The 24,691-nt window shown below is 55.4% G+C and carries 22 protein-coding genes; 15 read left to right on the top strand and 7 right to left on the bottom strand.

All coding sequences use genetic code 11. The features are described 5' to 3' along the window. Positions 1 to 179: 179 nt before the first annotated feature. Positions 180 to 2,732, bottom strand: coding sequence for a peptidoglycan glycosyltransferase/peptidoglycan DD-transpeptidase MrcA (gene mrcA / locus RDN66_RS17970; protein ID WP_202217063.1), 2,553 nt, complete (start codon positions 2,730 to 2,732; stop codon positions 180 to 182). 141 nt (positions 2,733 to 2,873) lie between these two features. Here mrcA and RDN66_RS17965 point away from each other — a divergent pair, with 141 nt between their 5' ends. From RDN66_RS17965 to trpS, 12 genes are all read left to right on the top strand, one after another. Beyond that, positions 2,874 to 3,632, top strand: coding sequence for a pilus assembly protein (locus tag RDN66_RS17965; protein WP_227675129.1), 759 nt, complete (start codon positions 2,874 to 2,876; stop codon positions 3,630 to 3,632). Further along, on the top strand, positions 3,629 to 4,168 hold the full coding sequence (locus tag RDN66_RS17960; protein ID WP_202217065.1) for a PilN domain-containing protein: 540 nt from the start codon (positions 3,629 to 3,631) through the stop codon (positions 4,166 to 4,168). The genes RDN66_RS17965 and RDN66_RS17960 overlap by 4 nt, the downstream gene beginning before the upstream one ends. Before the next feature lie 49 nt (positions 4,169 to 4,217). Next, the gene (locus tag RDN66_RS17955) at positions 4,218 to 4,622 is read left to right on the top strand and encodes a DNA utilization protein HofO (protein ID WP_202217066.1); all 405 of its coding nucleotides are present in this window, start codon (positions 4,218 to 4,220) and stop codon (positions 4,620 to 4,622) included. Continuing rightward, positions 4,612 to 5,049 (top strand): HofP DNA utilization family protein, encoded by a 438-nt coding sequence (locus RDN66_RS17950; protein WP_227675130.1) that lies wholly within the window; start codon positions 4,612 to 4,614, stop codon positions 5,047 to 5,049. The genes RDN66_RS17955 and RDN66_RS17950 overlap by 11 nt, the downstream gene beginning before the upstream one ends. Further along, the gene (gene hofQ, locus RDN66_RS17945) at positions 4,931 to 6,163 is read left to right on the top strand and encodes a DNA uptake porin HofQ (RefSeq protein ID WP_227675199.1); all 1,233 of its coding nucleotides are present in this window, start codon (positions 4,931 to 4,933) and stop codon (positions 6,161 to 6,163) included. The genes RDN66_RS17950 and hofQ overlap by 119 nt, the downstream gene beginning before the upstream one ends. A 281-nt stretch (positions 6,164 to 6,444) precedes the next feature. Continuing rightward, the gene (gene aroK, locus RDN66_RS17940) at positions 6,445 to 6,966 is read left to right on the top strand and encodes a shikimate kinase AroK (RefSeq protein WP_035892101.1); all 522 of its coding nucleotides are present in this window, start codon (positions 6,445 to 6,447) and stop codon (positions 6,964 to 6,966) included. Positions 6,967 to 7,022: 56 nt separating this feature from the next. Then, positions 7,023 to 8,117 carry a 3-dehydroquinate synthase gene (gene aroB / locus RDN66_RS17935; protein WP_123650858.1) on the top strand — a complete coding sequence of 365 codons (1,095 nt, stop codon included), beginning with the start codon at positions 7,023 to 7,025 and terminating at the stop codon, positions 8,115 to 8,117. 84 nt (positions 8,118 to 8,201) lie between these two features. Further along, complete coding sequence (gene damX / locus RDN66_RS17930) at positions 8,202 to 9,482, top strand: cell division protein DamX (protein ID WP_202217068.1); 1,281 nt, start codon at positions 8,202 to 8,204, stop codon at positions 9,480 to 9,482. 111 nt (positions 9,483 to 9,593) lie between these two features. Next, a complete protein-coding gene (gene dam / locus RDN66_RS17925) occupies positions 9,594 to 10,427 on the top strand; it encodes an adenine-specific DNA-methyltransferase (RefSeq protein WP_035892098.1) in 834 nt (277 codons plus the stop codon). A gap of 34 nt (positions 10,428 to 10,461) precedes the next feature. Beyond that, a complete protein-coding gene (gene rpe, locus RDN66_RS17920) occupies positions 10,462 to 11,139 on the top strand; it encodes a ribulose-phosphate 3-epimerase (RefSeq protein ID WP_035892097.1) in 678 nt (225 codons plus the stop codon). Then, entirely contained in the window at positions 11,132 to 11,881 is a 750-nt protein-coding gene (gene gph / locus RDN66_RS17915) for a phosphoglycolate phosphatase (protein WP_202217069.1), read from the top strand. Before rpe ends, gph begins: the two co-directional genes overlap by 8 nt. Before the next feature lie 4 nt (positions 11,882 to 11,885). Continuing rightward, complete coding sequence (gene trpS / locus RDN66_RS17910; RefSeq protein WP_123650855.1) at positions 11,886 to 12,890, top strand: tryptophan--tRNA ligase; 1,005 nt, start codon at positions 11,886 to 11,888, stop codon at positions 12,888 to 12,890. Positions 12,891 to 12,975: 85 nt separating this feature from the next. On the opposite strand, the gene cysG is transcribed toward trpS, so the two are convergent. The 4 genes from cysG to tsgA all read right to left on the bottom strand — a co-directional run bounded on the left by cysG (position 12,976) and on the right by tsgA (position 18,849). Further along, the gene (gene cysG, locus RDN66_RS17905; protein ID WP_123650854.1) at positions 12,976 to 14,349 is read right to left on the bottom strand and encodes a siroheme synthase CysG; all 1,374 of its coding nucleotides are present in this window, start codon (positions 14,347 to 14,349) and stop codon (positions 12,976 to 12,978) included. Between the two features lie 143 nt (positions 14,350 to 14,492). Further along, a complete protein-coding gene (gene nirD / locus RDN66_RS17900; RefSeq protein ID WP_035894394.1) occupies positions 14,493 to 14,819 on the bottom strand; it encodes a nitrite reductase small subunit NirD in 327 nt (108 codons plus the stop codon). Next, positions 14,816 to 17,359, bottom strand: coding sequence for a nitrite reductase large subunit NirB (nirB, locus tag RDN66_RS17895; protein ID WP_202217070.1), 2,544 nt, complete (start codon positions 17,357 to 17,359; stop codon positions 14,816 to 14,818). Before nirB ends, nirD begins: the two co-directional genes overlap by 4 nt. 308 nt (positions 17,360 to 17,667) lie before the next feature. Beyond that, positions 17,668 to 18,849 (bottom strand): MFS transporter TsgA, encoded by a 1,182-nt coding sequence (gene tsgA / locus RDN66_RS17890; RefSeq protein WP_035894392.1) that lies wholly within the window; start codon positions 18,847 to 18,849, stop codon positions 17,668 to 17,670. Positions 18,850 to 19,127: 278 nt separating this feature from the next. Here tsgA and ppiA point away from each other — a divergent pair, with 278 nt between their 5' ends. The 3 genes from ppiA to RDN66_RS17875 all read left to right on the top strand — a co-directional run bounded on the left by ppiA (position 19,128) and on the right by RDN66_RS17875 (position 21,652). Then, positions 19,128 to 19,700, top strand: a complete 573-nt coding sequence (gene ppiA / locus RDN66_RS17885) for a peptidylprolyl isomerase A (protein WP_035894391.1) — start codon at positions 19,128 to 19,130, stop codon at positions 19,698 to 19,700. Positions 19,701 to 19,786: 86 nt separating this feature from the next. Continuing rightward, positions 19,787 to 20,350, top strand: coding sequence for an aminodeoxychorismate synthase component 2 (pabA, locus tag RDN66_RS17880; RefSeq protein WP_202218060.1), 564 nt, complete (start codon positions 19,787 to 19,789; stop codon positions 20,348 to 20,350). An 84-nt stretch (positions 20,351 to 20,434) separates the two neighbouring features. Next, the gene (locus tag RDN66_RS17875) at positions 20,435 to 21,652 is read left to right on the top strand and encodes an aspartate aminotransferase family protein (RefSeq protein WP_123650851.1); all 1,218 of its coding nucleotides are present in this window, start codon (positions 20,435 to 20,437) and stop codon (positions 21,650 to 21,652) included. Here the strand turns inward: RDN66_RS17875 and RDN66_RS17870 are convergent. Both RDN66_RS17870 and crp read right to left on the bottom strand, forming a co-directional pair. After that, positions 21,645 to 23,720: a YccS/YhfK family putative transporter gene (locus RDN66_RS17870; protein ID WP_202217071.1), complete on the bottom strand. Its 2,076-nt coding sequence runs from the start codon at positions 23,718 to 23,720 to the stop codon at positions 21,645 to 21,647. The two genes, RDN66_RS17875 and RDN66_RS17870, sit on opposite strands and share 8 nt — an antisense overlap. A gap of 55 nt (positions 23,721 to 23,775) precedes the next feature. Beyond that, a complete protein-coding gene (crp, locus tag RDN66_RS17865) occupies positions 23,776 to 24,408 on the bottom strand; it encodes a cAMP-activated global transcriptional regulator CRP (RefSeq protein ID WP_000242758.1) in 633 nt (210 codons plus the stop codon). Between the last annotated feature and the right edge of the window lie 283 nt (positions 24,409 to 24,691).

Below are 24,691 nucleotides of genomic sequence, written 5' to 3'. Positions count from 1 at the left end.
CGCTTGCTTACTATGACCGGAAAAGCCGTAGTATTATCCGGATAGACTAGGAAAGTGTTACCTATGTTCCCGGTCTGAAGTGTTACCTATGTATCCGGTCGTACAGAAGCGCCGCCGGGGATGCCACGGAATCAAAGCAACGAGTCAGCAAAAAAAAGGCGCCATCGGCGCCTTTTTTCTTAGAACAACTCGTGGGTTTCCCCGTTATCAATTATCTCAGTCCCCACCTCGTGAACCGCCTGCTGCGTAGGCTGTGTCCCGTCGATGAAGTACTCCTGACGGCTGCTGCCACCGTTGGCTAACTGCCCGGTGCTGCGGTCGATATTGACCGTCACCACGCCTGGCGGCGGCGTTAGCGGCTGCTCAGGCACGCCTGCCAGAACCTGTTTCATAAAGGCATCCCACGCCGGTTGCGCGCTCTTCGCGCCGCCTTCGTAGCCGGAGATTTGATCCTTAATGGCGCCAGACGCCGTAGTGCGTCCCAGATCGCGACGGTGATCGTCAAAGCCAATCCACACTGAGGTCACCACGCCAGGGCCGTAGCCAGAGAACCAGGCATCTTTCGAACTGTTGGTGGTCCCGGTTTTACCGCCGATATCATGACGACCCAGATCGCGACCAGCGCGCCAGCCGGTACCCTGCCAGCCCGGTTCGCCATAGATGTTGGTGTTCAGCGCGCTTTTAATCAGGAACGTCAGCGGCGTGTTAATCACATGCGGTGCGTACTCCTGAGCACCGGCCTGAGCGACCAACTGCTGATTAGCCTGTTCAAGCGCTGGCATCGGTACGGCAGAGTTCTGCGGCATCTGAGAAACGGCAACGTCTTCCACGTCGTTGTTTTCCAGCACGTTAGATTTCTGCGTATCGCCATAGATAACCGGGATATTGCAATCAGGACAGGCGATTTTCGGCTTCGCTTCAAACAGTATGCCGCCCTGATCGTTTTCAATCTTGCTGATGTAGTACGGGTCAACCAGGAAGCCGCCGTTGGCCATCACCGCATAGCCGCGAGCGACCTGCAGCGGGGTGAACGATGCTGACCCCAGCGCCAGCGATTCGGTATGCACGATGTTTTCTGCCGGGAAGCCGAAGCGCTGCAGATATTCTGCGGCGTAATCCACGCCCATCGCACGCATCGCGCGTACCATCACCACGTTCTTCGACTGCCCAAGACCCTGACGCAGGCGGATTGGGCCAGCATACTCCGCCGGGGAGTTTTTCGGCTGCCAGTCAGAACCCGCACCGGCATCCCAACGGGAGATAGGCACGTCGTTGAGTATACTGGCGAGCGTTAAGCCCTTATCCATTGCGGCGGTGTACAGGAACGGTTTGATGTTAGAACCAACCTGACGCAGCGCCTGAGTGGCGCGGTTAAACTTGCTCTGGTTGAAATCAAACCCGCCCACCAGCGCAATAATGGCACCGTTTTGTGGGTTGATGGAGACCAGCGCGGAGTTGACGTCCGGCACCTGAGCCAGCCACCAGCTATCGCCGTTCTGACGAATCCAGATCTGCTGCCCCGCCGCGACGACATCGGTCACCTTACGTGGCGTTGGCCCTTGTGCCGTGTCCGAACGGTACGGTCGCGCCCAGCGCATACCTTCCATGCCTAACGACACCGAAGTGCCATCGGCCAACTCGACGGTTGCTTCCTGCGGATTCGCTGCGGTGACAACGGCCGGCACTAACGGGCCATAGGATGGCAGCGGACGCAATGAAGCACGAATCTTCTTGCTATCCCACGCGGCTTCACCAGCTTTCCACAGCACGTTGGACGGGCCACGGTAGCCGTGGCGCATGTCGTAATCCATCACGTTATTGCGCAGTGCCTGTTGAGCCGCCTGCTGATTCTTGCGGGTAATGGTGGTGTACACGCGATAGCCGTCTTCATAGGCCTGTTCGCCGTACTGTTTCACCATATCCTGACGCACCATTTCCGTTAAGTACGGTGCAGAGAAGGCAATCTCAGGGGCATGGTAGTTGGCATCAATCGCTTCGTTACGCGCCTGATCGTACTGTGCTTGGGTGATATAGCCTTCACTCAGCATACGCGACAGCACCACGTTGCGACGGGCAGTGGCGCGATCTAACGAGTAGAGCGGGTTGAAGGTTGACGGTGCTTTTGGCAGACCGGCAATCACCGCCATTTCGCTTAGGCTTAGCTGGTCAACGGGCTTACCGAAATAGACCTGTGCGGCCGCGCCGACGCCATAGGCGCGATAGCCGAGGTAAATCTTGTTCAGATACAGCTCAAGGATCTCGTCCTTACTCAGCAGTTGCTCAATGCGAATGGCAAGGAACGCTTCCTTTACCTTACGCATCAGCGTCTTTTCAGGGCTGAGGAAGAAGTTACGTGCGAGCTGTTGGGTAATGGTACTTGCCCCCTGCGAGGCGTGGCCGGAGAACATGGCCACGCTTGCCGCACGGAAAATACCAATCGGGTCAATCCCGTGGTGCTCGTAGAAACGGCTGTCCTCGGTCGCAATAAACGCTTTCACCATTTCTGGTGGGATCTGGTTGAGGGTCATTGGAATACGGCGTTTTTCACCGTACTGCGCAATAAGCTCACCGTCCGCGCTATAAACCTGCATTGGCACCTGCAGGCGCACGTCTTTGAGCGTCGCCACGTCGGGCAGCTGGGGCTCAATATATTTGTAGAGGCCGTAGATCGAGCCTGCTCCCAGCAGAATGCAACAGACTGCAAGGATGAATAAATACTTTACGAACTTCACCGGAGATTTCCCATTAAGTGTCATTTGGGCAGTTTATAAACAAACGCGCGGTAGTATAAAGGCAAGCCTGATGCATTGATATAGTCGTCACTGTGATGGTGACGTAAGGATAATCGTGAAATGGCTTTCAGATGCTGGCAAATGGGTCTTCATATTCAGCAGGATAACGTCTTTATCGTCGCCCTTCAGCGAACGCGCAGCGGCTGGGGTCTTCGCCGCTGGTGGCAGCTACCGCTACCGTCGTCAGCGCAGCATGATGATGCGGCGTTGCTGGCGGTGCTCAAGCCGTGGCGGCGGGAACTCCCCTGGCAACATGAGGTCCGCGTTGCCTTTCCCGCCCATAGAACGTTACAAAAAAACCTTCCTCTGGCGTCAATGACGCTACGTGACGCTGAACAAACGCAGTGGATTGCTAGCGCGATGTCGCAGCAGCTTGAAATGAACGCCGAGTCGCTCTGCTTTGACTATCATCTGGCGGAATCCGCTGCGCGCTGGAATGTGACCGCCGCTCAGCAAGGCGATATCGCGCGTTTGCACCACCTGGCAACGGCGTTACGTCTACAGGTGACGAGCATTACGCCGGATGCCTGTGCGCTACAGGTGTTGGTAGCACAGTCAGAGGTGCAGGATGCGGTTTTGGTTTGGCCTGACCATCAACAGTGGCTATGGGCAAGCCGGGAAGGCTGGGGGCACTGTACATTTCACGACGCCCTCTCGCTTACGCAACTGGCTGATTGGCTAGGCATCAACCCGCAGCGCCTGGTGCGCTGCTCATCTCTCGCTGCCGAAGAACGGTGTTTCGACCCCTGGAGCGCAGTCGTGCAGAAACATCCTCCGCTACCTGCTAACGGCGACGATTTTGCCGTGGCGCTTGCGCTAGCCATGGGGGCCTCGAGATGAAGGCATCTCCGGTGAACTTCCTCCCCTGGCGTCGGATGCGCTTTCAGAGGCAGATACGCTGCTGGGGCCTGCTGGTCGGCGGGGTCTGGCTGGTATCCTGTGCGGTAACATTAATCATGCGCGAAGGCTGGTCTTCTGCTGGGGCGATAAGCGACGCTCATGCGTCTGCTGAGCAGCAGATAGCACATCAGTTGGCGCGAAAAGAGCCGCTTTTGCAGATGGAAATGCAACGGCAATCGGTGCTCAGAAAGCGTCAGCTTTCCCGGCTAGCGACGGAGGCCTGGGCATTGCGGCTACAGACGCTGGCAGAGCATCTTCCCGCCTCGGCCTGGCTAAAGGAGTTCAGCTATCGTGACGGTACGCTGTCGCTCTCGGGGGTTTTAACGCAGTTTTCTGCGCTGGGCGAGGTGGAAAAGACCCTCCGCACCTTTCCCGGGTTCCGCCTGAAGCCGGTAGAAAAAATTGAGCGGGATAGCACCGGGCGCTGGCTATTCCAGTATTCCTTGCGTGAGGAGGCTGACCATGCCGTTCCTTGAGCGCATCGGGCGGTTATCCCCAGTAATACAAGTGAGGGCGGGGGCTCTTTTGGCTATTCTGCTCGCTATATCTGGGGGGTACCTGGCAGGACATCAGGCTTATCTTGATGCTGAGCAACGTCGTGGCGCGCAGTTGACTCAGCACCGACAATATCTGGCTATTTTACAGCGTGTTATGCGTACCAAAGCGGAGATGTTATCAACGCCGAGGCTGGATGAGAAAAACACGTTGCCGTTCACCCCGGTTGATTTTCAACGCGCGGGCGCGCGCCTCACGGGGTGGCAACCTACGGATGCGGGCGGTGAAATGTCGCTGGAAACCCCCTGGCAATCCGTTCCCTCTACCTTTCCTCTGCTCGCCGAACGCGGTATGCAGGTCACGGCCTTTGTGCTGATGGCGCATAACGATGCGCTGCGTTTTACGTTACAGCTGGTGCGCGACGATGAATCCTGAACGCGCGCTTCTTTTATTACTCATCGTCCCGCTACTTTGCGGCATGCGAGATCCGTTTGCTCCAGCAATAGACACCTGCCAGACCGCGCAGCTTGCCAACTGGCACTACCGGGGCGGAACGCAATCGGCACAGCGTTTGATTGCTGTAATGCTGGATAGTGATGGCCGCTGGCAGAGGGTTGAAGCAGAGCAGACGCTCAGCGCGGGCTGGCGAATTAAAGCAATAACGTTAGATAGCCTGACCGTGGAGACGGGAGAGGGGTGTGAGCCCCAGCGTTGGCAATGGAAAAGAGAAGGAACGACGAATGATCAAAAGGATAAGCCTGTTCGTACTGACGCTGTTGCTGCCAGCGTTGAGCCCAGCGAAAAACATCACGCTGGTGGTGGACGACGTACCGGTCGTGCAGCTGCTTCAGAGCCTCGCTGACCTGGAGCAGAAAAATATGGTGATTTCCCCCGATGTTCAGGGAACGCTCTCTCTACAGCTACGTAACCTGCCGTGGCAGCAGGCACTGCAAACGGTCATCAACAGTATGGAACTGGTGCTAAGGCAGGAGAACGGCGTTTATTACGTCCACACACAGCGCTGGCGTGAGGAAAAACAGGCGCTGATGCGGCAGGAAAATGAGAAACGTCAGTTGGCGCTACCGCTGATGAATCGCAGCCTGGTGCTGCACTATGCTGATGCCGGTGAGCTAGCAAAGGCGGGCGATAAATTGCTGAGCACTCGAGGCGCACTCACCGTTGATAAGCGTACCAACCGCTTGATTGTCCGCGATGACCGTGAGCACCTTCCGGCTCTGGAAGCGTGGGTTAAGGAGATGGATATCCCTGTGGGGCAGGTCGAACTGGCGGCGCATATTGTGACCATCAACGAAACCAGCCTACGAGAATTAGGGGTGAAGTGGAATCTTGCTGATGCCGCAGGAGAGACGGGGGCAGGAAAAATCACCATCTTAAGCAGCGCGCTCGACGTCTCTGATGCGACGACGCGTGCCGGTTTCAATATCGGAAAAATCAATGGTCGCCTGCTTGAGCTTGAACTCTCGGCGCTGGAGCAAAAACAGAAGGTGGATATTATTGCGAGCCCGAGATTGCTGGCCTCGCACTTACAGCCTGCCAGTATCAAACAAGGTAGCGAGATCCCCTATCAGGTCTCCAGCGGTGAAAGCGGGGCGACTTCGGTGGAGTTTAAAGAGGCCGTGCTTGGCATGGAAGTTACCCCTACCGTCCTGCAAAATAATCGCGTTCGCCTGAAGCTGCGCATCAGTGAAAACATGCCAGGGCAGGTGCTGCAGCAGGCGGATGGCGAAGTGCTGGCGATCGACAAGCAGGAGATTGAAACCCAGGTTGAGGTCAAAAGCGGTGAAACGCTGGCGCTGGGCGGCATTTTTTCGCAGAAGAATAAGAACGCCCGCGATAGCGTCCCATTTCTTGGCGATATCCCCTTGTTAGGCCATCTTTTTCGTCATGATGGGAAGGACAATGAGCGACGCGAGCTGGTGGTGTTTATCACCCCGCGTATTATTTCTGCACAGTAGCGACGGGTAAACGTGCTGATTTGGTGAATAAGGTGTTTCCCAAGTTTGACGTGGGGCCGGATTTAGCATACAAGGAGTACCGATTTGAGCGTCAGTGAATAACGTTCCTTCCTCCTGAAGTCTGCTGATTTAATCTGTTGCCAAACCAGCCGGAGTATTGAGATAATTTTCAGTCTGACTCTCGCTCTATTGCATAAGAGGTTTCAGTTCATGTCCAGCGACGCGCGAACGACTGCGGCGCGGATTTATCATTAACGAATAGTCTTAGTAGTACCAAAAAAATGGCAGAGAAACGCAATATCTTTCTGGTTGGGCCTATGGGTGCCGGCAAAAGCACCATTGGGCGCCAGCTGGCTCAACAGCTCAATATGGAATTTTACGATTCTGATCAAGAGATTGAGAAACGAACAGGCGCTGACGTGGGCTGGGTCTTTGATGTCGAAGGCGAAGAAGGTTTCCGTGACCGCGAAGAAAAAATCATCAATGAGTTAACGGAAAAGCAGGGTATTGTTCTGGCAACAGGCGGTGGCTCTGTAAAATCACGTGAAACGCGCAATCGTCTCTCCGCTCGTGGCGTCGTCGTCTATCTGGAAACGACCATTGAAAAGCAGCTAGCACGTACTCAGCGTGATAAAAAGCGCCCGCTGCTGCAGGTCGAAACGCCTCCGCGTGAAGTGCTTGAAGCGCTGGCTGACGAACGTAACCCGCTGTACGAAGAGATTGCGGATGTCACCATCCGTACTGACGATCAGAGCGCAAAAGTTGTCGCTAACCAGATTATCCATATGCTGGAAAGCAACTAATACTGGCCCAGAATAGAACGCCAGCGAATAAAAGTAACTAAGGTGGACGTCGCGTTATGGAGAGGCTTACTGTAACTCTCGGGGAACGTAGTTACCCGATAACCATCGCGGCTGGTTTGTTTAACGATCCAGCTTCCTTCTTACCGCTCAAGTCTGGCGATCAGGTCATGCTGGTCACCAACGAAACGCTGGCACCGCTCTATCTGGACCAGGTCCGTTCTGTGCTGGAGCAGGCGGGCGTGAAGGTTGATAGCGTCATTCTGCCAGACGGCGAACAGTATAAAAGCCTGGCCGTCATGGACACCGTCTTTACTGCGCTTTTGCAAAAACCGCACGGTCGCGATACGACTCTCGTTGCTTTAGGCGGCGGCGTTATTGGCGACTTGACCGGTTTTGCAGCGGCGAGCTATCAGCGTGGCGTGCGTTTTATTCAGGTTCCAACCACCTTGTTGTCTCAGGTGGATTCTTCGGTTGGCGGCAAAACCGCGGTCAACCATCCTCTCGGTAAAAACATGATCGGCGCATTCTGGCAGCCAGCCTCCGTGGTGGTTGACCTGAATTGCCTGAAAACGTTGCCGAAACGCGAACTCTCCTCCGGTCTTGCTGAAGTGATCAAATACGGCATCATTCTTGATGCACCGTTCTTTGACTGGCTGGAAGAAAACATCGATGCGCTGATGGCGCTCGATGAAAAAGCGATGGCGTACTGTATTCGCCGTTGTTGTGAGCTGAAAGCGGATGTTGTGGCAGCCGACGAGCGCGAAACCGGGTTACGTGCTTTACTCAATCTTGGGCATACGTTCGGTCATGCGATCGAAGCCGAGATGGGTTACGGCAACTGGCTGCACGGTGAAGCCGTTGCGGCCGGTATGGTGATGGCTGCGCACACATCAGAACGTCTGGGGCAGTTTGCTGTCGAAGACACGCAGCGTATTATCGCGCTGCTCAAGCGCGCAGGCCTGCCGGTTACTGGCCCGCAGGAAATGTCGGCAGAGGCGTATCTGCCGCACATGATGCGAGATAAAAAGGTTCTCGCTGGCGAAATGCGGTTAGTGTTGCCGCTGGCCATCGGGAAGAGTGAAGTACGCGGTGGCGTATCTCACGATGTGGTTCTTGGCGCTATTGCTGATACTCAGCGAGCGCAACTATAAGAAAGGTCAAGCCGCGTTCGCGCGGTGTTTTAACTTCAGGTGATATGCAATTGTCGTGGCATAAGCCTTTTAGTGGGGTGTTAAATGGATGAATTTAAACCAGAAGACGAGCTGAAACCCGATCCCAGCGATCGTCGTACTGGTCGCTCTCGTCAGTCTTCCGATCGTGACAACGAGCCACAGATCAATTTTGATGATGTGGATCTCGATGCTGATGAGCGTCGTCCTTCCCGTAGTCGCAAAGCGCGTGAAGAAGCTGAGCCGGAAGACGAATACTATGAATCTGATGAAGCCGAAGAAGGCGATGCAGAGGAAGTTGTAGAGCGCCGCCCGCGTAAACGTAAAGCCGCTGCACCACGTAAGCCTGCTTCCCGTCAGTACATCATGATGGGTCTGGGGGTTGTGGTGTTGCTGGTGCTGATTGTGGGTATCGGTTCGGCACTGAAAGCGCCGTCCCCTGCTGACCAGAGCGCCTCTTCTGAGAAGAGCATCTCGCTTTCTGGTGATACCAATACCGATCAAGCTAACACGACTCAGCCTGCGCAGGAAAACAACCCGCAGCAGCAACAGGATGTCTCTCTGCCGCCGATTTCCTCTACCCCAACTCAGGGTCAGGAAACGGCTGCACCGGATGGACAGCAGCGTGTTGAAGTTCAGGGCGACCTGAATAATGCGCTGACGCAGCAGCAGGGCCAGATCGATAACGCCGTTGTTAACTCCACGCTGCCGACCGAACCGGCAACCGTCGCGCCAATCCGCAACGGTGCTCGTCCGGCTGTTACTGCACCGGAAGCGCCTCGTCAGACGGCGACCGCGCCGCGTCCAGAACGCAAACACACGGTTATCGAAACGAAGCCACAGCCAATGGCAACGGCGAAAACGACCGCGCCAGCGACGCAGAACAAACCTGCTGCTGAAGCGAAACCTGTCGTTACCGCACCGAAGCACACCGAAACTGCAGCGACTGCAGCACCGGTGAAAGCGCCAGTAGCCGCAACCGAAACCGCGAAACCGGCGGCGACTACGACTGCACCAGCGGCTACGGCAGCACCGGCAGCGGCAGCTACGGGCAAATCTGCGGGGGACGTAAACTCGCTGAAAACGGCCTCAGGCTCACACTACACGCTGCAGCTCAGCTCTTCATCTAACTACGACAACCTGAACGGTTGGGCGAAGAAAGAGAATCTGAAAAACTACGTGGTGTATCAAACCTCACGCAACGGTCAGCCGTGGTACGTGCTGGTTAGCGGCATCTACGCATCGAAAGATGATGCGAAGCGTGCTGTCAGCGCTCTGCCAGCTGATGTCCAGGCGAAAAACCCATGGGCGAAACCGCTGCATCAGGTACAGACTGACCTGAAATAATCGTTATTAAGATAACCCGAACCGCACCGTCGTGTGCGGTTCGGGGATAGAAGCGCAGGATGCTGTCGGAGCTTTCTCCACAGCCGGAGAAAGTGTAATTAGTCAGGCCGCATGAAAAAAAATCGCGCTTTTCTGAAATGGGCGGGAGGCAAGTACCCTCTGCTCGACGATATTCGAGATCATCTGCCTGCTGGCGATTGTCTGGTTGAACCCTTTGTTGGTGCTGGATCGGTATTCCTGAATACCGATTTTTCGCGTTATATTCTTGCTGACATTAACAGCGATCTCATCGAACTCTACAAAATAGTCAAAACCCGTTCCGATGAGTACATCGACCGGGCGCGCGCTATGTTTGTGCCTGAGAACAATGACGCTGACCGCTATTACCACCTGCGTGAAGAGTTCAACCGCAGTACCGATCTGTTCCAGCGCGCAGTGTTGTTTTTATACCTCAACCGCCACGGCTATAACGGCCTGTGTCGCTACAATTTGCGCGGCGAGTTTAACGTCCCGTTTGGACGCTATAAGAAGCCTTATTTCCCGGAAGCGGAACTGCGTCACTTTGCCGAGAAAGCGCAGAATGCCGAGTTCTACTGCGAGTCGTATGAAACCTGCATGACGCGCGCGGATGCACGCTCTGTTGTGTATTGCGACCCGCCGTATGCACCGCTATCGGCAACGGCAAACTTCACGGCGTATCATACCAACAGCTTCAGTCTCGAACAGCAGGCGTTTCTGGCGAACAAAGCCGAAGAGCTGGTCGCGAAGCGAATTCCCGTGCTGATTTCAAACCACCGTACGCCGTTGACGCTCGAGTGGTACAAAAATGCGGCGGAAACGTATACCGTAAAGGTTCGACGCAGCATTAGCCGCAACGGCGGCACACGTAAAAAGGTGGACGAACTGCTGGCCCTATATCGCCCGCCTGGAAAAAAACAACGTTAAAAGACCCTAATGGATAGGCTCTGAGGAGATGCGGATGAAACAGTACCTGATTGCCCCTTCAATTTTGTCGGCCGATTTTGCCCGTTTAGGCGAAGATACTGCCCGCGCACTGGCTGCCGGGGCGGATGTGGTTCATTTCGATGTTATGGATAACCATTACGTACCGAACCTGACTATCGGCCCGATGGTGCTGAAATCGCTACGTAATTACGGTATCACCGCACCCATCGACGTTCACCTGATGGTGAAACCGGTAGACCGTCTGGTCCCTGATTTTGCCGCCGCAGGCGCCAGCATTATCACTTTCCACCCTGAAGCTTCCGAACACGTAGACCGCACGTTACAGCTGATTAAAGAGCACGGCTGTAAAGCGGGCCTGGTGTTCAACCCAGCAACGCCGCTGACCTATCTTGATTACGTGATGGATAAGCTTGACGTCATTCTGCTGATGTCGGTTAACCCAGGCTTCGGCGGCCAGTCCTTTATTCCTCATACTCTCGATAAACTGCGCGAAGTGCGTCGTCGCATCGATGAGTCCGGCTATGACATTCGCCTGGAAGTGGACGGTGGTGTGAAGGTAAACAACATTAGTGAAATCGCAGCGGCTGGGGCAGACATGTTTGTTGCCGGCTCGGCGATTTTTGACCAACCAGACTACAAAAAAGTCATTGATGAAATGCGCAGTGAACTGGCAAAGGTAAGTCATGGATAAATTGCAGACCATTCGTGGCGTCGCGTTTGACCTCGATGGCACGCTGGTAGACAGCGCGCCGGGGCTGACCGCCGCCGTTGATAGCGCGCTTTACGCGCTAGAGCTTCCCGTTGCAGGTGAAGACCGTGTCGTCACCTGGATTGGTAATGGCGCTGATGTTCTGATGGAACGCGCGCTCAACTGGGCTCGTCAGGAACGTGCGAGCCAGCGTGCCGCTCAGGGTAAACCGTCGGTGGATAGCCACGATATCCCTCAGGACGAGCAGCTTCGCGTGCTGCGCCGCCTGTTCGATCGCTACTACGCCGAATTCGCCGAAGAGGGCAGTTTCCTGTTCCCTCACGTGGCCGATACCCTGGCTGCGCTGCATGCTAACGGTCTGCCGCTGGCGCTGGTGACCAACAAGCCTACGCCGTTTGTGGCCCCGATTCTCGAATCTTTAGGTATCGCAAGCTACTTCACCGTGGTGATTGGCGGCGATGATGTGAAGAACAAGAAGCCGCATCCGGAACCGCTGCTGAAAGTCGCGGAGAAGCTGGCCCAGGCACCGGAAACGCTGCTGTTTGTTGGCGACTCCCGTAACGATATTCAGGCAGCTAAGGCGGCGGGCTTTGTCTCCGTCGGCCTGACCTACGGCTATAACTATGGCGAAGCCATCGCGCTCAGCGAGCCGGATGTTATCTTCGACCACTTTAATGAACTTTTGCCCGCTCTTGGGCTTCCGAATAGTGAAAATCAGGAATAATGATATGAACAAGCCCATCGTATTTAGCGGCGCACAGCCGTCAGGCGAACTGACTATTGGCAACTACATGGGTGCGTTGCGTCAGTGGGTCAACATGCAGGACGACTATCACTGCATCTACTGCATCGTGGACCAGCACGCGATTACCGTCCGCCAGGACCCGCAGGCGCTGCGTAAAGCGACGCTGGACACGTTAGCGCTGTATCTGGCCTGTGGCATCGACCCGGAAAAAAGCACCATCTTCGTACAGTCTCACGTGCCGGAGCACGCACAGCTGGGCTGGGCGCTGAACTGCTACACCTATTTCGGTGAACTGAGCCGTATGACGCAGTTCAAGGATAAATCTGCCCGCTACGCGGAAAACATCAACGCCGGTCTGTTTGACTATCCGGTACTGATGGCGGCGGATATCCTGTTGTATCAGACTAATCAGGTGCCGGTGGGTGAAGACCAGAAGCAGCATTTAGAGCTGAGCCGCGATATTGCCCAGCGTTTCAACGCCATCTACGGTGACGTGTTCAAAGTGCCTGAGCCGTTTATTCCGAAGTCCGGCGCGCGCGTGATGTCTCTGCTGGAGCCGACGAAAAAGATGTCTAAGTCGGACGATAACCGCAATAACGTAATTGGCCTGCTTGAAGACCCGAAATCGGTCGTGAAGAAGATCAAACGTGCGATGACCGACTCTGAAGAGCCACCTGTGATTCGTTACGATCTGAAAGAGAAAGCGGGCGTTTCTAACCTGCTGGATATTCTCTCCGGCGTGACCGGCCAGAGCATTCCTGAGCTGGAAAAACACTTCGAAGGCAAGATGTATGGCCACCTGAAAGGCGAAGTGGCAGAAGCCGTTTCCGGCATGCTGACCGAACTGCAGGAGCGTTATAACCGCTTCCGCAACGACGAAGCATTCCTGCAGAAAATCATGAAAGACGGTGCGGATAAAGCCAGCGCGCGTGCTTCTGAGACGCTGAAAGCGGTGTACGAGGCGATTGGTTTCGTGGCTAAGCCGTAAGTATCGGCGTAGCTTTATTCGAGCTATAAGCGTGACATAAAAAAACCGGGATTATCCCGGTTTTTTTATGCCTGTGATGTGACCATCAGTGATTCGAGAACCAGTTCAGCTTGCCACGCAGCCCCACCACGCGGCCGACGATAATCAGCGCCGGGCTCGCCATTTGCTCTGCCAGTTCGCCAAGTTGCGACAGCTTTCCGTCTACCACGCGCTGGTTTATCGCGGTGCCGTTCTCGACAATGGCCACCGGCATATCAGCCTGCATACCGTGTTCAATCAGCTTTTGCTGGATAGTGGCGGCCTGATTTAGCCCCATATAAAACACCAGCGTCTGTTTCTCTGCCGCCAGGTTTTCCCAGTCCAGCTCGCCGCCGGTTTTCAGGTGCCCGGTGACCAGGCGAACGCTCTGGGCGTAATCCCGGTGGGTCAGTGGAATACCTGAGTAGGCAGAGCAGCCGGAGGCGGCGGTAATGCCCGGTACGACGGAGAAAGGAATGCCCGCGTTGCACAGGGTTTCCAGTTCTTCACCGCCGCGGCCAAAGATAAACGGGTCACCGCCTTTCAGGCGAACCACACGCTTGCCCTGCTGGGCTTCGCGCAGCAGAATCTGGTTAATCTCTTCCTGCGGTACGCAGTGGTAGCCTGCGCGCTTACCCACGAACACGCGGTCTGCGTCGCGGCGAACCAGATTCATAATGTCGTCGGAGACCAGGCGGTCGTAAACCACCACGTCAGCCTGTTGAATCTGCTGTAGGCCTTTCAGCGTCAGCAGACCGGCATCACCCGGACCGGCGCCAACCAGTACGACTTCGCCACGATGATCCAGCGGTGCGTTCAGCAGTTGTTCGGTGGTGTCATCAATGGCCTGTTGATCCTGATTGGCCAGCGATTGCGCCAGGCGGTCATTCTCAAATAGTTTTTCCCAGAAACGACGACGCTCGCCCATCGTGGCGAACTGTTTTTTCACCCGTGCGCGCAATTGTCCGGCATAGGCGGCAACTTGTCCAAGATGCTGCGGCAGCATCGCTTCCAGCTTCTCGCGCAGCAGGCGTGCCAGCACCGGGGAAGTGCCGCCGGAGGAGACGGCAACCATCAGCGGTGAGCGGTCGATAATCGACGGCATGATAAAGCTCGCCGCTTTGGGCGCGTCGACCACGTTGCAGAAAATACGTCGCGTTTCGGCGGCGTCGCTGACCTGCTGGTTCACTTCGTCATCATCGGTCGCGGCAATCGCCAGCCAGCATGGGTCGAGCAGCGCGGGTTGGAAATCCCCCTGCACCAGCGTCAACATGCCCGCTTCGGCCCAGACGTGGAACTGCGGAACGTAATCCCGTGCGTTTACCGTCAGACGAGCGCCCGCGTCCAGCAGCAAACGTGCTTTACGCTCGGCGACATCGCCGCCGCCGACCAGCAAACAGTCACGATCGCGCAGTTGGCAAAAGATAGGTAAGTGATCCAAGGGGCAACCTCACGGAATAGATAAATGCGGGGGATGAATAATGCGGGTAAGGATAACAGCAGTCATCGTATGGAATATACGAATTTTCCCGCTGTTACCCCTTTAAGGTCATAAGTTTTTGGTATTACTTATGCCCAAAACGATCAGGCTTTCAGCTGCACCTGGCCGTCTTTAACGCGAACTTCATAATGCGGGATGGAGTGGCTTTCGTCCTCCATGCACAGGCCGTCGCGCAGGCGGAAGCGCTGTTTTTTCAGCGGGCTTGCCACCCACAGTTCGCCCTGGTGTTCGGCAATCAGTCCGCGCGACAGCACGCTCGACTCAAAGAACGGGTCGATGTTGCTGATGGCGAAGACCTGGTTGTCGGCATACGGACGGAACACGGCGACCTGCTGGTTGCCCAGCAGCGCACAGACGCCTGTTGCTGGCAGAATAGCGTCAATCTTGCAGATATTTACCCACTGGCTCATGCGTTTTCCTCCACCAGAGTGACCGGAATACGTTCATACGGCGTAGCAGGGCGATGCTGGGCACGCTCGGCAACCACCTGGACGTTCGGGTCACGTTGTTCGCTGTTGATAAAGTGTTTGAAGCGTACCTGAGCGGCCGGGTCGTTTACGGTCTCGGTCCATTCGCAGGCAAACGCTTCGCGCAGGCGGGCGATCTCTTCTTCCAGATGCTGGTTCAGCCCCAGTTTGTCGTCGATGATAACGGAACGCAGGTAGTCGATACCGCCTTCCAGGTTATCCAGCCACGGCGCGGTACGCGTCAGCTTATCGGCGGTGCGGATGTAGAACATCATGAAGCGGTCGAGGTATTTCACCAGCGTATCGCGGTCAAGGTCAGCGGCCAGCAGGTCTGCGTGGCGCGGCTTCATCCCGCCGTTACCGCAAACGTACAGGTTCCAGCCTTTCTCGGTGGCAATGATACCCACGTCTTTGCCCTGAGCTTCCGCACATTCACGGGTACAGCCTGATACACCAAATTTCATCTTGTGCGGCGTACGAATGCCCTTGTAGCGGTTTTCCAGCTCAACGCCGAAGCCTACGCTGTCGCCCACGCCGTAACGGCACCAGGTGCTGCCTACGCAGGTTTTCGCCATACGCAGCGCTTTGGCATAGGCATGACCGGTTTCGAAGCCTGCTTCAATCAGCTGGCGCCAGATTTCCGGCAGGTCATCCTTTTGCGCACCGAACAGGCCGATACGCTGGGAGCCGGTGATTTTGGTGTACAGGTTGAATTCACGCGCGATACGGCCGACGGCAACCAGGCCTTCCGGGGTGATTTCACCGCCCGCAGAACGTGGGATTACCGAGTAGGTACCGTCTTTCTGAATGTTCGCGAGGAAGTTGTCGTTAGTGTCCTGCAGCGGCGTGTGCTGCGGCTTCAGGATGTATTCATTCCAGCAGGAAGCCAGCAGGGAACCGACGGTTGGCTTACAGACTTCACAGCCGTAACCTTTACCGTATTTCGCCAGCAGCTCGTCGAAGGTTTTGATGCCTTCTACGCGAATCAGGTGATACAGCTCCTGACGAGTAAAGGCGAAGTGTTCACACAGGCTGTGGTTGACTTCGATACCCTGTTTCGCCAGCTCGGCGTTCAGCACCTGGGTCACCAGCGGAATACAGCCACCGCAGCCGGTACCGGCTTTGGTTTCGGCTTTCAGCGCGGCAACGGTGTGGCAGCCTTTGTTGATAGCGGCAATCAGGTCGCCTTTGGAAACGTCAAAGCAGGAGCAAATCTGCGCGCTGTCCGGCAGCTTATCGACGCCGATAGACGGTTTACCGCTGCTGGCGTGCGCTGGCAGAATCAGCGAATCCGGGTTTTCCGGCAGTTCGATAGCGTTCAACGCCAGCTGCAGCAGGTTGCCGTAGTCGCTGGTATCGCCGACCAGTACCGCGCCGAGCAGGGTTTTGTTGTCTTCGCTTACGATCAGACGTTTGTAGACTTCTTTGCTTTCGTCGAGGTAGACGTAGCTGCGCGCGCCCGGCGTACGGCCGTGAGCATCGCCGATACCACCGACGTCTACGCCCAGCAGCTTCAGCTTGGCGCTCATGTCCGCGCCCTGGAAGGCGTTTGGCGTACCGAGGATATGATCAACGGCGACCTGCGCCATTTTGTAACCCGGTGCGACCAGGCCGTAGACGCGGTTTTTCCAGCTGGCGCATTCGCCGATAGCGTAGATGTCCGGGTCAGAGGTCTGGCAGCTGTCGTTAATCAGGATACCGCCGCGCTGGCCGACTTCGAGGCCGCATTGGGTGGCCAGTTTGTCGCGTGGGCGAATACCGGTCGAGAAGACGATAAAGTCGATTTCCAGCTGGCTACCGTCGGAAAAACGCATAGTTTTGCGGGCGTTTTCGCCTTCCTGAACAATCTCTTTGGTGTTTTTGCTGGTGTGAACTTTCACACCCATGCTTTCAATTTTACGCTTGAGCTGTTCGCCGCCCATCTGATCGAGCTGTTCAGCCATCAGCATTGGGGCGAATTCAATCACGTGGGTTTCCACGCCAAGGTTTTTCAGTGCGCCGGCTGCTTCGAGGCCAAGCAGGCCGCCGCCGACCACCGCACCGCGTTTGCTACGGCGGGCACAGGCTTCAATGGCGTTCAGATCTTCAATCGTACGGTAAACGAAGCAGTCCTGAGTTTCAGACCCTTTGATTGGCGGGATCCATGGGTAGGAGCCGGTTGCCATAATCAGTTTGTCGTAAAAGACGGTACGGCCCGCGCTGGAGTGGATCACCTTCTCTTTACGGTTGATGGTGATGGCGCGTTCGCCGACCAGTACCTTCACGCCGTGCTTCTCGTAGAAGCCTTCGCGCACCAGCGACAGCTCTTCTGCCGTGTGATGGGAGAAGTAGGAGGAGAGGTGGACGCGATCGTAGGCGATGCGGGGTTCTTCACAGAAGACGGTGATATCGAACTGGCTTGCGTCGGACTTATCGAGAAGATCCTCGATAAAGCGGTGGCCGACCATGCCGTTACCGATAATTGCGAGTCTGACTTTGCTCATTTTTGCCTCGATTTCTATTCTAATACTGCCTACCTTAACGATTCAGCTATTGGGATTATTGATACAAATCAATTTAGCCTTTACCTACCCCTTAATGAGTAGAGTTATGATTTTTAAGTAGTTTTGTAAGTTGCGGAAAATACTCAACTTTATGCAGTGTTCGTTTTTTGAGCGAAAAGAGTGAAAAATCGGCGGGGAGAGAGGAGCGTGAGGATGCGTAATGTTGGTGAACGCTGAGAGGGGTCCGTTCACTTCACGTCATGTTCAACAGAACGTAAAGTGAACGGAATTTCTTGCCGGACTGACTATTAGTGGGAAGCGCTCGCCGCATGCTGGCGATGGCGGCTCACAAAGCCCAGAACAAGACACATCACGAACACCACAGCGTACAGACCATTTGCAGTGGTCAGCGCCGCCAGAGGGCCGCTGTGGGCAACGATAGGCCCGGTGACCACGAAGGTCAGCATGGTGCCGATGGTGCCGCAGGTCAGAACAAAGTTAACCAGTTTTGGTGAGGCAATTTTGGTCTGCAATGAACCCAGCGTAATGATGGAGGTATAGATAGCGCTGGAGAAGAAGCCCAGAGTCAGGATGAACCAGGCCAGATGCTGCGGCTCGCCGTGGTTGAACAGGTACATCATCACGGTCGCAATACCGGCCAGAACGGTCAGAATACGTTGCAGATCGAAGAAGCGCAGAATGAAGCTGAAGGCCCACATACCGAACATATAAGACATCCAGAAATCGCTGACCAACTGGCCTGCGTCGTTCAGACTCATGCCCAGGCCTTTGGCGTATTCCGGTACCCAGGAGATAAAGCCCAGCTGGCCCAGGATGTAGCACAACGCCGCGATGGACAGGAACAACACGCCGATGCCCCATTTCTCTTTCACTACCGGCTGGTCGCTGGTTTGCGCTTTTTTACCCAGAACCGGGAATTCACAGCCCAGGGTCAGTACGAAGATAGCAACATAGATGAGGCCGATGCAGGCATAAACCCAGTACCACTCAATAGTACGCGCCAGCAGCCAGGCTGCGAGCATTGGGAAGATCATCCCGGCCATGCTGAAGAAGGAGTCGGTGAACAGCAGACGCGCGCCGCGCTGACGACCTTCATACATATGGGTGATCAGGAAGGTACCAATGGACATGGTGATCCCGCTGACCAGGCCAAGCACGAACATCGCCGCAGAGAACAGCGCCAGGCTATGGCTGGTCATCAGCCCGATCACCGCCAGCACCATCAAAATAAAGCCGAAGCGCAGCTGGGTTTTCAGCGGCACAATTTCCATCAGCCAGGCATTGAGGAAAATAGAGATCAGGATCCCTGCGTTCAGGAAGGTAAAAGTGTTACTCATGCTGGAAACGGGCAGATTAAAGTAATCGGCGATATTTCCCATCACCATCCCGGTGACGATTACCAACGCACCGGTAAGGGCGTAGGAGAAGAAGCTGATCCATGTGAGCTTGGTACGATTGCTGTTAGTCATGACTGGCCTGTGAATAGTTGTGTAAAGCGCGTTGACTCTGCGCTGAGCGAGCAGATTTTAGTCATTGACGTGATGCATTCATAGTTTTATTACGCAAAACTTTCTTTATTACATTTTTCAATGTGATCATGATCACATAATTAAATTTATACATTCTTACCCTGATCATTATTAACCGTTTCAGTCACGTAAACTTAAGTAAAGCACTGGCCTGAGGGGCTATCCCTCTTTAGAATCAAGCCACTTGCTTTCTCTACTGCACCGTTAAAGGAATTCTCATGCTCAAATCCACTCTGGCGGCCATGGCGGCTGTGTTTGCACTCTCTGCGGTTGCGCCTGCGGCGTTAGCGGCGAAAAACGATCCGCACGTGCTGCTGACCACTTCTGCTGGCAACATCGAGTTGCAGCTGGATAGCCAGAAGGCGCCGGTCTCCGTTGAAAACTTCCTGAACTACGTTAATAGCGGCTTTTATAACAACACCACGTTCCACCGTGTGATCCCAGGCTTTATGGTTCAGGGCGGCGGCTTTAACGAACAGATGCAGCAGAAGCAGCCGAATCCACCTATCAAAAATGAAGCCGATAACGGCCTGCGCAATACCCGTGGCACTATCGCCATGGCGCGTACCGCTGACAAAGACAGCGCAACCAGCCAGTTCTTTATCAACGTAGCGGACAACGCTTTCCTGGATCACGGCCAGCGTGACTTTGGCTACGCGGTGTTTGGTAAGGTTGTGAAGGGGATGGACGTGGCAGACAAAATTGCTCAGGTGCCTACCCACAACGTCGGGCCATACCAGAATGTTCCTTCCAAACCGATTGTGATCCTGTCGGCGAAAGTCTTGCCGTAATCAGTACGGGGTGGCATCTGGCATGAGGCTGCCGCCCCGTCACTAAAGTTGGTAGAATGGCGGCAGATTGAATGACCGGAGCCGCCATGATCCTGCTGATTGATAACTACGATTCCTTTACCTGGAACCTCTACCAGTATTTCTGTGAGCTGGGTGCCAGCGTGACGGTCAAACGTAATGATGACATCACCCTTGATGACATCGACGCGCTCTCCCCAGACAAAATTGTGATTTCCCCAGGCCCCTGCACGCCGGATGAAGCAGGTATTTCTCTTGATGTTATCCGTCGCTATGCCGGTCAAACGCCGCTGCTTGGTGTCTGCTTAGGCCATCAGGCCATTGCTCAGGCATTCGGCGCGCGTATTGTTCGTGCCGAAAAAGTGATGCACGGCAAAACCTCTCCGATTACCCATCAGCAGCAGGGCGTATTCCGCGGCCTGAATAACCCGCTCACCGTGACGCGCTACCATTCGCTGCTGATCGATCCCACAACGTTACCCGACTGCTTTGAGGTGACGGCCCGCAGTGAAACGGGTGAAATTATGGGCATCCGCCACCGCGAATGGGATTTGGAAGGCGTACAGTTCCACCCGGAAAGCATTCTCAGCGAGCAGGGCCACGCGCTACTGGCAAACTTCCTCACGCGATAGTAGTTGCCATGACGTGATTTTTTATGCATATTTTGTGGATAAATTCTCACAATCATTGCTTCATCGTTTGCAGAAGGGCATGACATGGAAACCAAACAACCTGCTATTACCCGCGCGACCTTCGACCAGGTCATTTTGCCAATCTATGCACCAGCGGAATTTATCCCGGTGAAGGGCAAGGGGAGCCGCGTATGGGATCAGCAAGGCAAAGAGTACGTTGATTTCGCCGGCGGTATTGCGGTGACTGCGCTGGGCCACTGTCATCCGGCGCTGGTTGAAGCGCTGAAAACTCAGGGTGAGACGCTGTGGCACACCAGTAACGTCTTCACTAACGAACCGGCGCTGCGCCTTGGTCAGAAACTGGTGGACGCAACCTTCGCCGAGCGTGTGGTGTTTATGAACTCCGGTACGGAAGCCAACGAAACGGCTTTCAAGCTGGCACGTTACTATGCATCCACCCGTCATAGCCCGTACAAAACGAAAATCATCGCTTTCCATAATGCTTTCCACGGCCGTTCGCTGTTTACCGTCTCCGTTGGCGGGCAGCCGAAGTATTCCGACGGCTTTGGCCCGAAACCTGCCGATATCGTCCACGTACCGTTTAACGACCTGCACGCGGTGGAAGCGGTCATTGATGACCATACCTGCGCTATCGTGGTTGAGCCGATTCAGGGTGAAGGCGGCGTACTGGCGGCTACGCCTGAATTCTTACAGGGCCTGCGTGCGCTGTGCGATAAGCATCAGGCGCTGTTGGTGTTTGATGAAGTGCAAAGCGGCATGGGGCGTACCGGGTCGCTGTTTGCCTATATGCACTATGGCGTGACGCCGGATATTCTCACCAGCGCCAAAGCGCTGGGCGGCGGTTTCCCGGTGAGCGCGATGCTGACCACCAACGACATTGCCAGCGCGTTCCACGTCGGCTCACACGGCTCCACCTACGGCGGTAACCCGCTGGCCTGCGCCGTTGCGGGTGCGGCATTCGATATTATCAATACTCCGGAAGTGCTTAACGGCGTGAACGCCAAGCGCGAGCGCTTTGTGCAGCACCTTCAGCATATCAACGCGAAGTACGATGTCTTTAGCGACGTGCGCGGTATGGGTCTGCTGATTGGCGCGGCGCTGAACGAGAAATACAAAGGCCGGGCGCGTGATTTCCTCTACGCCGCGGCGGACGTCGGTGTCATGGTACTGAACGCCGGGCCGGACGTGATGCGCTTTGCACCATCGCTGGTGGTGGAAGAGGTGGATATCGACGAAGGGATGCAGCGTTTCGCTCAGGCGGTCGCTAAAATCGTTAGCTAGCCCGTCGTTTTAACCAGCCTCCATGACGCGGGCGCTGTCGCCAGGCCACCGACGAGATGCTGTGCATGGTGCTCAGATGCCCCAGAATACGCTGAAGATGCTGTTCCATGGTGCTTAACGGCCCATGGGACAGCGCGTCCGGCGATTCCATAATATTCACTTCACCGCTGCTTCCCGCCTCATCGTACTCCAGACGCTGTTGACAGCGCTGAAGGGCAATCTCACAGGATTCCAGATATTGCTGCGCGAGATCCGGCGTCAGCATGTTGTGCTCGCGTGCCAGCGTGGTCATGGCGTTGATATGCTCGACGATAAACTGACTGTGGGTGACCCACAGTTTCATATCTTCCAGATAGCGCGAGTTAAAGCCCGGTTCCTGCATGGCCTGGTTGAGCGTGTTGTAGAGCGTGTTGTGCGCCTGGTTTACGCGCATACGCTGATAGGCAAGCTTAGGCGCCTGTGGGTCGGGGCTCAGGATAAGACGAATGGCTTCCTGGTCGGCTTCCAGTGCCGCCTGAGCGTTTTGTCGAAGCTGACCGCTTTGCCACTGCGGCCACAGCCAGATCATCCCGCCAAAGGCAATCAGGCAACCGATGATGGTGTCGATAAAGCGCGCGACGATAAACTGCTCGCCGTTCAGCGTCAGAATTTGCAGGGTATAAACCGCGGTAATCGTAAAGCCGACGGTGGCCCAACCGTAGTGGCGACGGATTATCAGGTAGCTCCCCAGCGTGACGATAAGCATACCCGCTAACGCCAGTCCTTCTGAGATGTGGAAGTGCAGAACGACGGCGGCAATCACTAACCCTGCCAGCGTACCCGCCGCACGATGGAAAATACGTACGCGAGTTGCACCGTAGCCGTTTTGTGTGACCAGCAGCACCGTCATCAGGATCCAGTAAGGCTTTGGCAAATGCAGCGCGGCACCCATCAGGCTGGCGATACTGAGCATCACGCTGAGTCGGGCGGCATTACGTAGCGCCGGAGATTTCAGCGACAGGTAGTTTTTGAGCGCTGCGAATAGCGGCAGGCGGCGTTCTTTATCGGCCATCAGGTTGCGCGGGTAGAGCGGGCGCTGGGAGCGCAGCACGCGGGCAATGCGGCTGAAGTGCCAGGCGCAGAACTGGCCAACCGGGTTATCTGGATGCTGGTCGGCAATTTTTTCCAGCGCGCCAATCTGCTTGTCCATATTGAAGCGGGTAGGGTAGCGGTGATAGAGAATATCGTCAGCCAGTACCCTCAGGCGTGACGCCACGGTCTGGGCGTTCCAGCGGATCACCGCTTCGGCGTGGCTGCGTTCAACCAGCTTTTGTACCTCTTCCGGCTGGTGCAAGCTGACGGAGATATGCTCCTGCAAGTCGAGCCCCACCTGGAAGGCGCGCAGCAGGCGCTTATAGTCGTTGTGCTGATTCGCGGCGAGCATGTGCAGCTGCTGGTAGCACTGAGAGATGAGATCCACCACCTTCTGTTGACGAGTGAGCAGCGGCGGCAGCGCGGTACTCGGGTCAGTGTGCTGGGTCAACAGGCTATATTTGGCTTCGCAGTACTCGGCGAGCTGTCGGTAGAGCAGGCTCAGCGATTCCCGCAGCGGCTGCTCGCGCCATATCCAGAACCACCACCAGTTAAACAGCCCATACCACAGCGTGCCGAACGCGTAGAGCAGTAGCGGCTCCCAGATGGGCATATTGCCCGCCAGGCTTAGGGTAAAGATAGAAGCAATCAGCGAGGCGGGCAGTAACCGCCCGTGCAACGCGCTGATTTCCGCCGTGACGCCCAGCAGCAGCGCAAGCCCGGTGAGAATCAACGGTAAGGGGATATCGTGCGCCAACAGCAGCTGCACGGCAAGGCTACATCCGGCAAACAGACAGCCACCGATAATCAGGCGTTTAAAGAAGCGCTTATGTGGGGTATCGAGACCGGCGATATTGCAGCAGGCAGGCACCAATGAAAACAGCAGACCCTGCTGGAGATGGCCGAACAGAAGCCCGATGGCAACCGGCAGGCATAACACCAGCGTTTGCCGCAGTGCATAGTTGACTTCGGGGTGGTAAATCAGCCTGCGCCACATAGGGGGAAAAACAAAAATGGCGTATTGCTTTTACAATACGCCATTTTGGGCTGGATTAGCGGGTTCCGTAGACGACAATGGTTTTGCCGTGCGCGGAGATCAGGTTCTGATCTTCCAGCATTTTCAGAATACGGCCCACGGTTTCACGGGAGCAGCCAACGATCTGACCAATTTCCTGACGGGTGATTTTGATCTGCATACCGTCCGGGTGGGTCATAGCGTCCGGCTGTTTCGCCAGGTTCAGCAGGGTCTGAGCGATACGACCGGTTACGTCCAGGAACGCCAGGTTACCAACTTTTTCAGAGGTGACCTGCAGACGACGCGCCATCTGAGAAGAGAGACGCATCAGAATGTCCGGGTTAACCTGGATCAGCTGGCGGAATTTTTTATAAGAGATTTCAGCAACTTCACAAGCGGTTTTTGCTCGTACCCATGCGCTGCGTTCCTGGCCTTCTTCGAACAGGCCCAGCTCACCGATAAAGTCGCCCTGGTTAAGGTAAGAGAGGATCATCTCTTTGCCTTCTTCATCCTTGATGAGTACAGCCACTGAGCCTTTTACGATGTAATACAGCGTCTCTGCTTTTTCACCCTGGTGAATCAGCGTGCTCTTCGATGGGTACTTATGAATATGGCAATGAGACAAGAACCATTCGAGAGTAGGGTCTGTTTGCGGTTTGCCAAGCACCATGCGCGGTTATCCTCTGTTATAAGCTCTTCCCAGCGGCAAAAACATTGCAGCCACTGGTTGCAATAGTATCCTTCCCGTTACCTGGGAAGTCGGCTGTCGAATAGGGTCGCAGCCTGTAATGTGATGTCCTCTGCATACATGCAGTACGTTTATGTATTACCGTAGCATCCCGACTGTTTTAGCATAGCTTTAGCCGTGTGTCTCCTGGTGTCTCGCTTCAGCATGACGGCGATCGCCTTCCATTGCGAGAATTGTTATGTGCGCGTAATCTGAGAAGAAAATT

Origin of the sequence: uncultured Kluyvera sp. (assembly GCF_902485085.1) — a bacterium.
GTDB lineage: Bacteria > Pseudomonadota > Gammaproteobacteria > Enterobacterales > Enterobacteriaceae > Kluyvera > Kluyvera ascorbata.
Note: the sequence above shows the minus strand (reverse complement) of the source record. Positions and strands in the feature narration are given on the sequence as shown.

What these genes read in the sequence shown, in the direction of transcription:
- RDN66_RS17965 (WP_227675129.1), top strand. Translation starts at nt 2,874, where the DNA reads ATGGGTCTTCATATTCAGCAGGATAACGTCTTTATCGTCGCCCTTCAG.
- RDN66_RS17960 (WP_202217065.1), top strand. Translation starts at nt 3,629, where the DNA reads ATGAAGGCATCTCCGGTGAACTTCCTCCCCTGGCGTCGGATGCGCTTT.
- RDN66_RS17950 (WP_227675130.1), top strand. Translation starts at nt 4,612, where the DNA reads ATGAATCCTGAACGCGCGCTTCTTTTATTACTCATCGTCCCGCTACTT.
- aroK (WP_035892101.1), top strand. Translation starts at nt 6,445, where the DNA reads ATGGCAGAGAAACGCAATATCTTTCTGGTTGGGCCTATGGGTGCCGGC.
- aroB (WP_123650858.1), top strand. Translation starts at nt 7,023, where the DNA reads ATGGAGAGGCTTACTGTAACTCTCGGGGAACGTAGTTACCCGATAACC.
- damX (WP_202217068.1), top strand. Translation starts at nt 8,202, where the DNA reads ATGGATGAATTTAAACCAGAAGACGAGCTGAAACCCGATCCCAGCGAT.
- dam (WP_035892098.1), top strand. Translation starts at nt 9,594, where the DNA reads ATGAAAAAAAATCGCGCTTTTCTGAAATGGGCGGGAGGCAAGTACCCT.
- rpe (WP_035892097.1), top strand. Translation starts at nt 10,462, where the DNA reads ATGAAACAGTACCTGATTGCCCCTTCAATTTTGTCGGCCGATTTTGCC.
- gph (WP_202217069.1), top strand. Translation starts at nt 11,132, where the DNA reads ATGGATAAATTGCAGACCATTCGTGGCGTCGCGTTTGACCTCGATGGC.
- trpS (WP_123650855.1), top strand. Translation starts at nt 11,886, where the DNA reads ATGAACAAGCCCATCGTATTTAGCGGCGCACAGCCGTCAGGCGAACTG.
- nirD (WP_035894394.1), bottom strand. Translation starts at nt 14,819, where the DNA reads ATGAGCCAGTGGGTAAATATCTGCAAGATTGACGCTATTCTGCCAGCA.
- nirB (WP_202217070.1), bottom strand. Translation starts at nt 17,359, where the DNA reads ATGAGCAAAGTCAGACTCGCAATTATCGGTAACGGCATGGTCGGCCAC.
- tsgA (WP_035894392.1), bottom strand. Translation starts at nt 18,849, where the DNA reads ATGACTAACAGCAATCGTACCAAGCTCACATGGATCAGCTTCTTCTCC.
- ppiA (WP_035894391.1), top strand. Translation starts at nt 19,128, where the DNA reads ATGCTCAAATCCACTCTGGCGGCCATGGCGGCTGTGTTTGCACTCTCT.
- pabA (WP_202218060.1), top strand. Translation starts at nt 19,787, where the DNA reads ATGATCCTGCTGATTGATAACTACGATTCCTTTACCTGGAACCTCTAC.
- RDN66_RS17875 (WP_123650851.1), top strand. Translation starts at nt 20,435, where the DNA reads ATGGAAACCAAACAACCTGCTATTACCCGCGCGACCTTCGACCAGGTC.
- RDN66_RS17870 (WP_202217071.1), bottom strand. Translation starts at nt 23,720, where the DNA reads ATGTGGCGCAGGCTGATTTACCACCCCGAAGTCAACTATGCACTGCGG.
- crp (WP_000242758.1), bottom strand. Translation starts at nt 24,408, where the DNA reads ATGGTGCTTGGCAAACCGCAAACAGACCCTACTCTCGAATGGTTCTTG.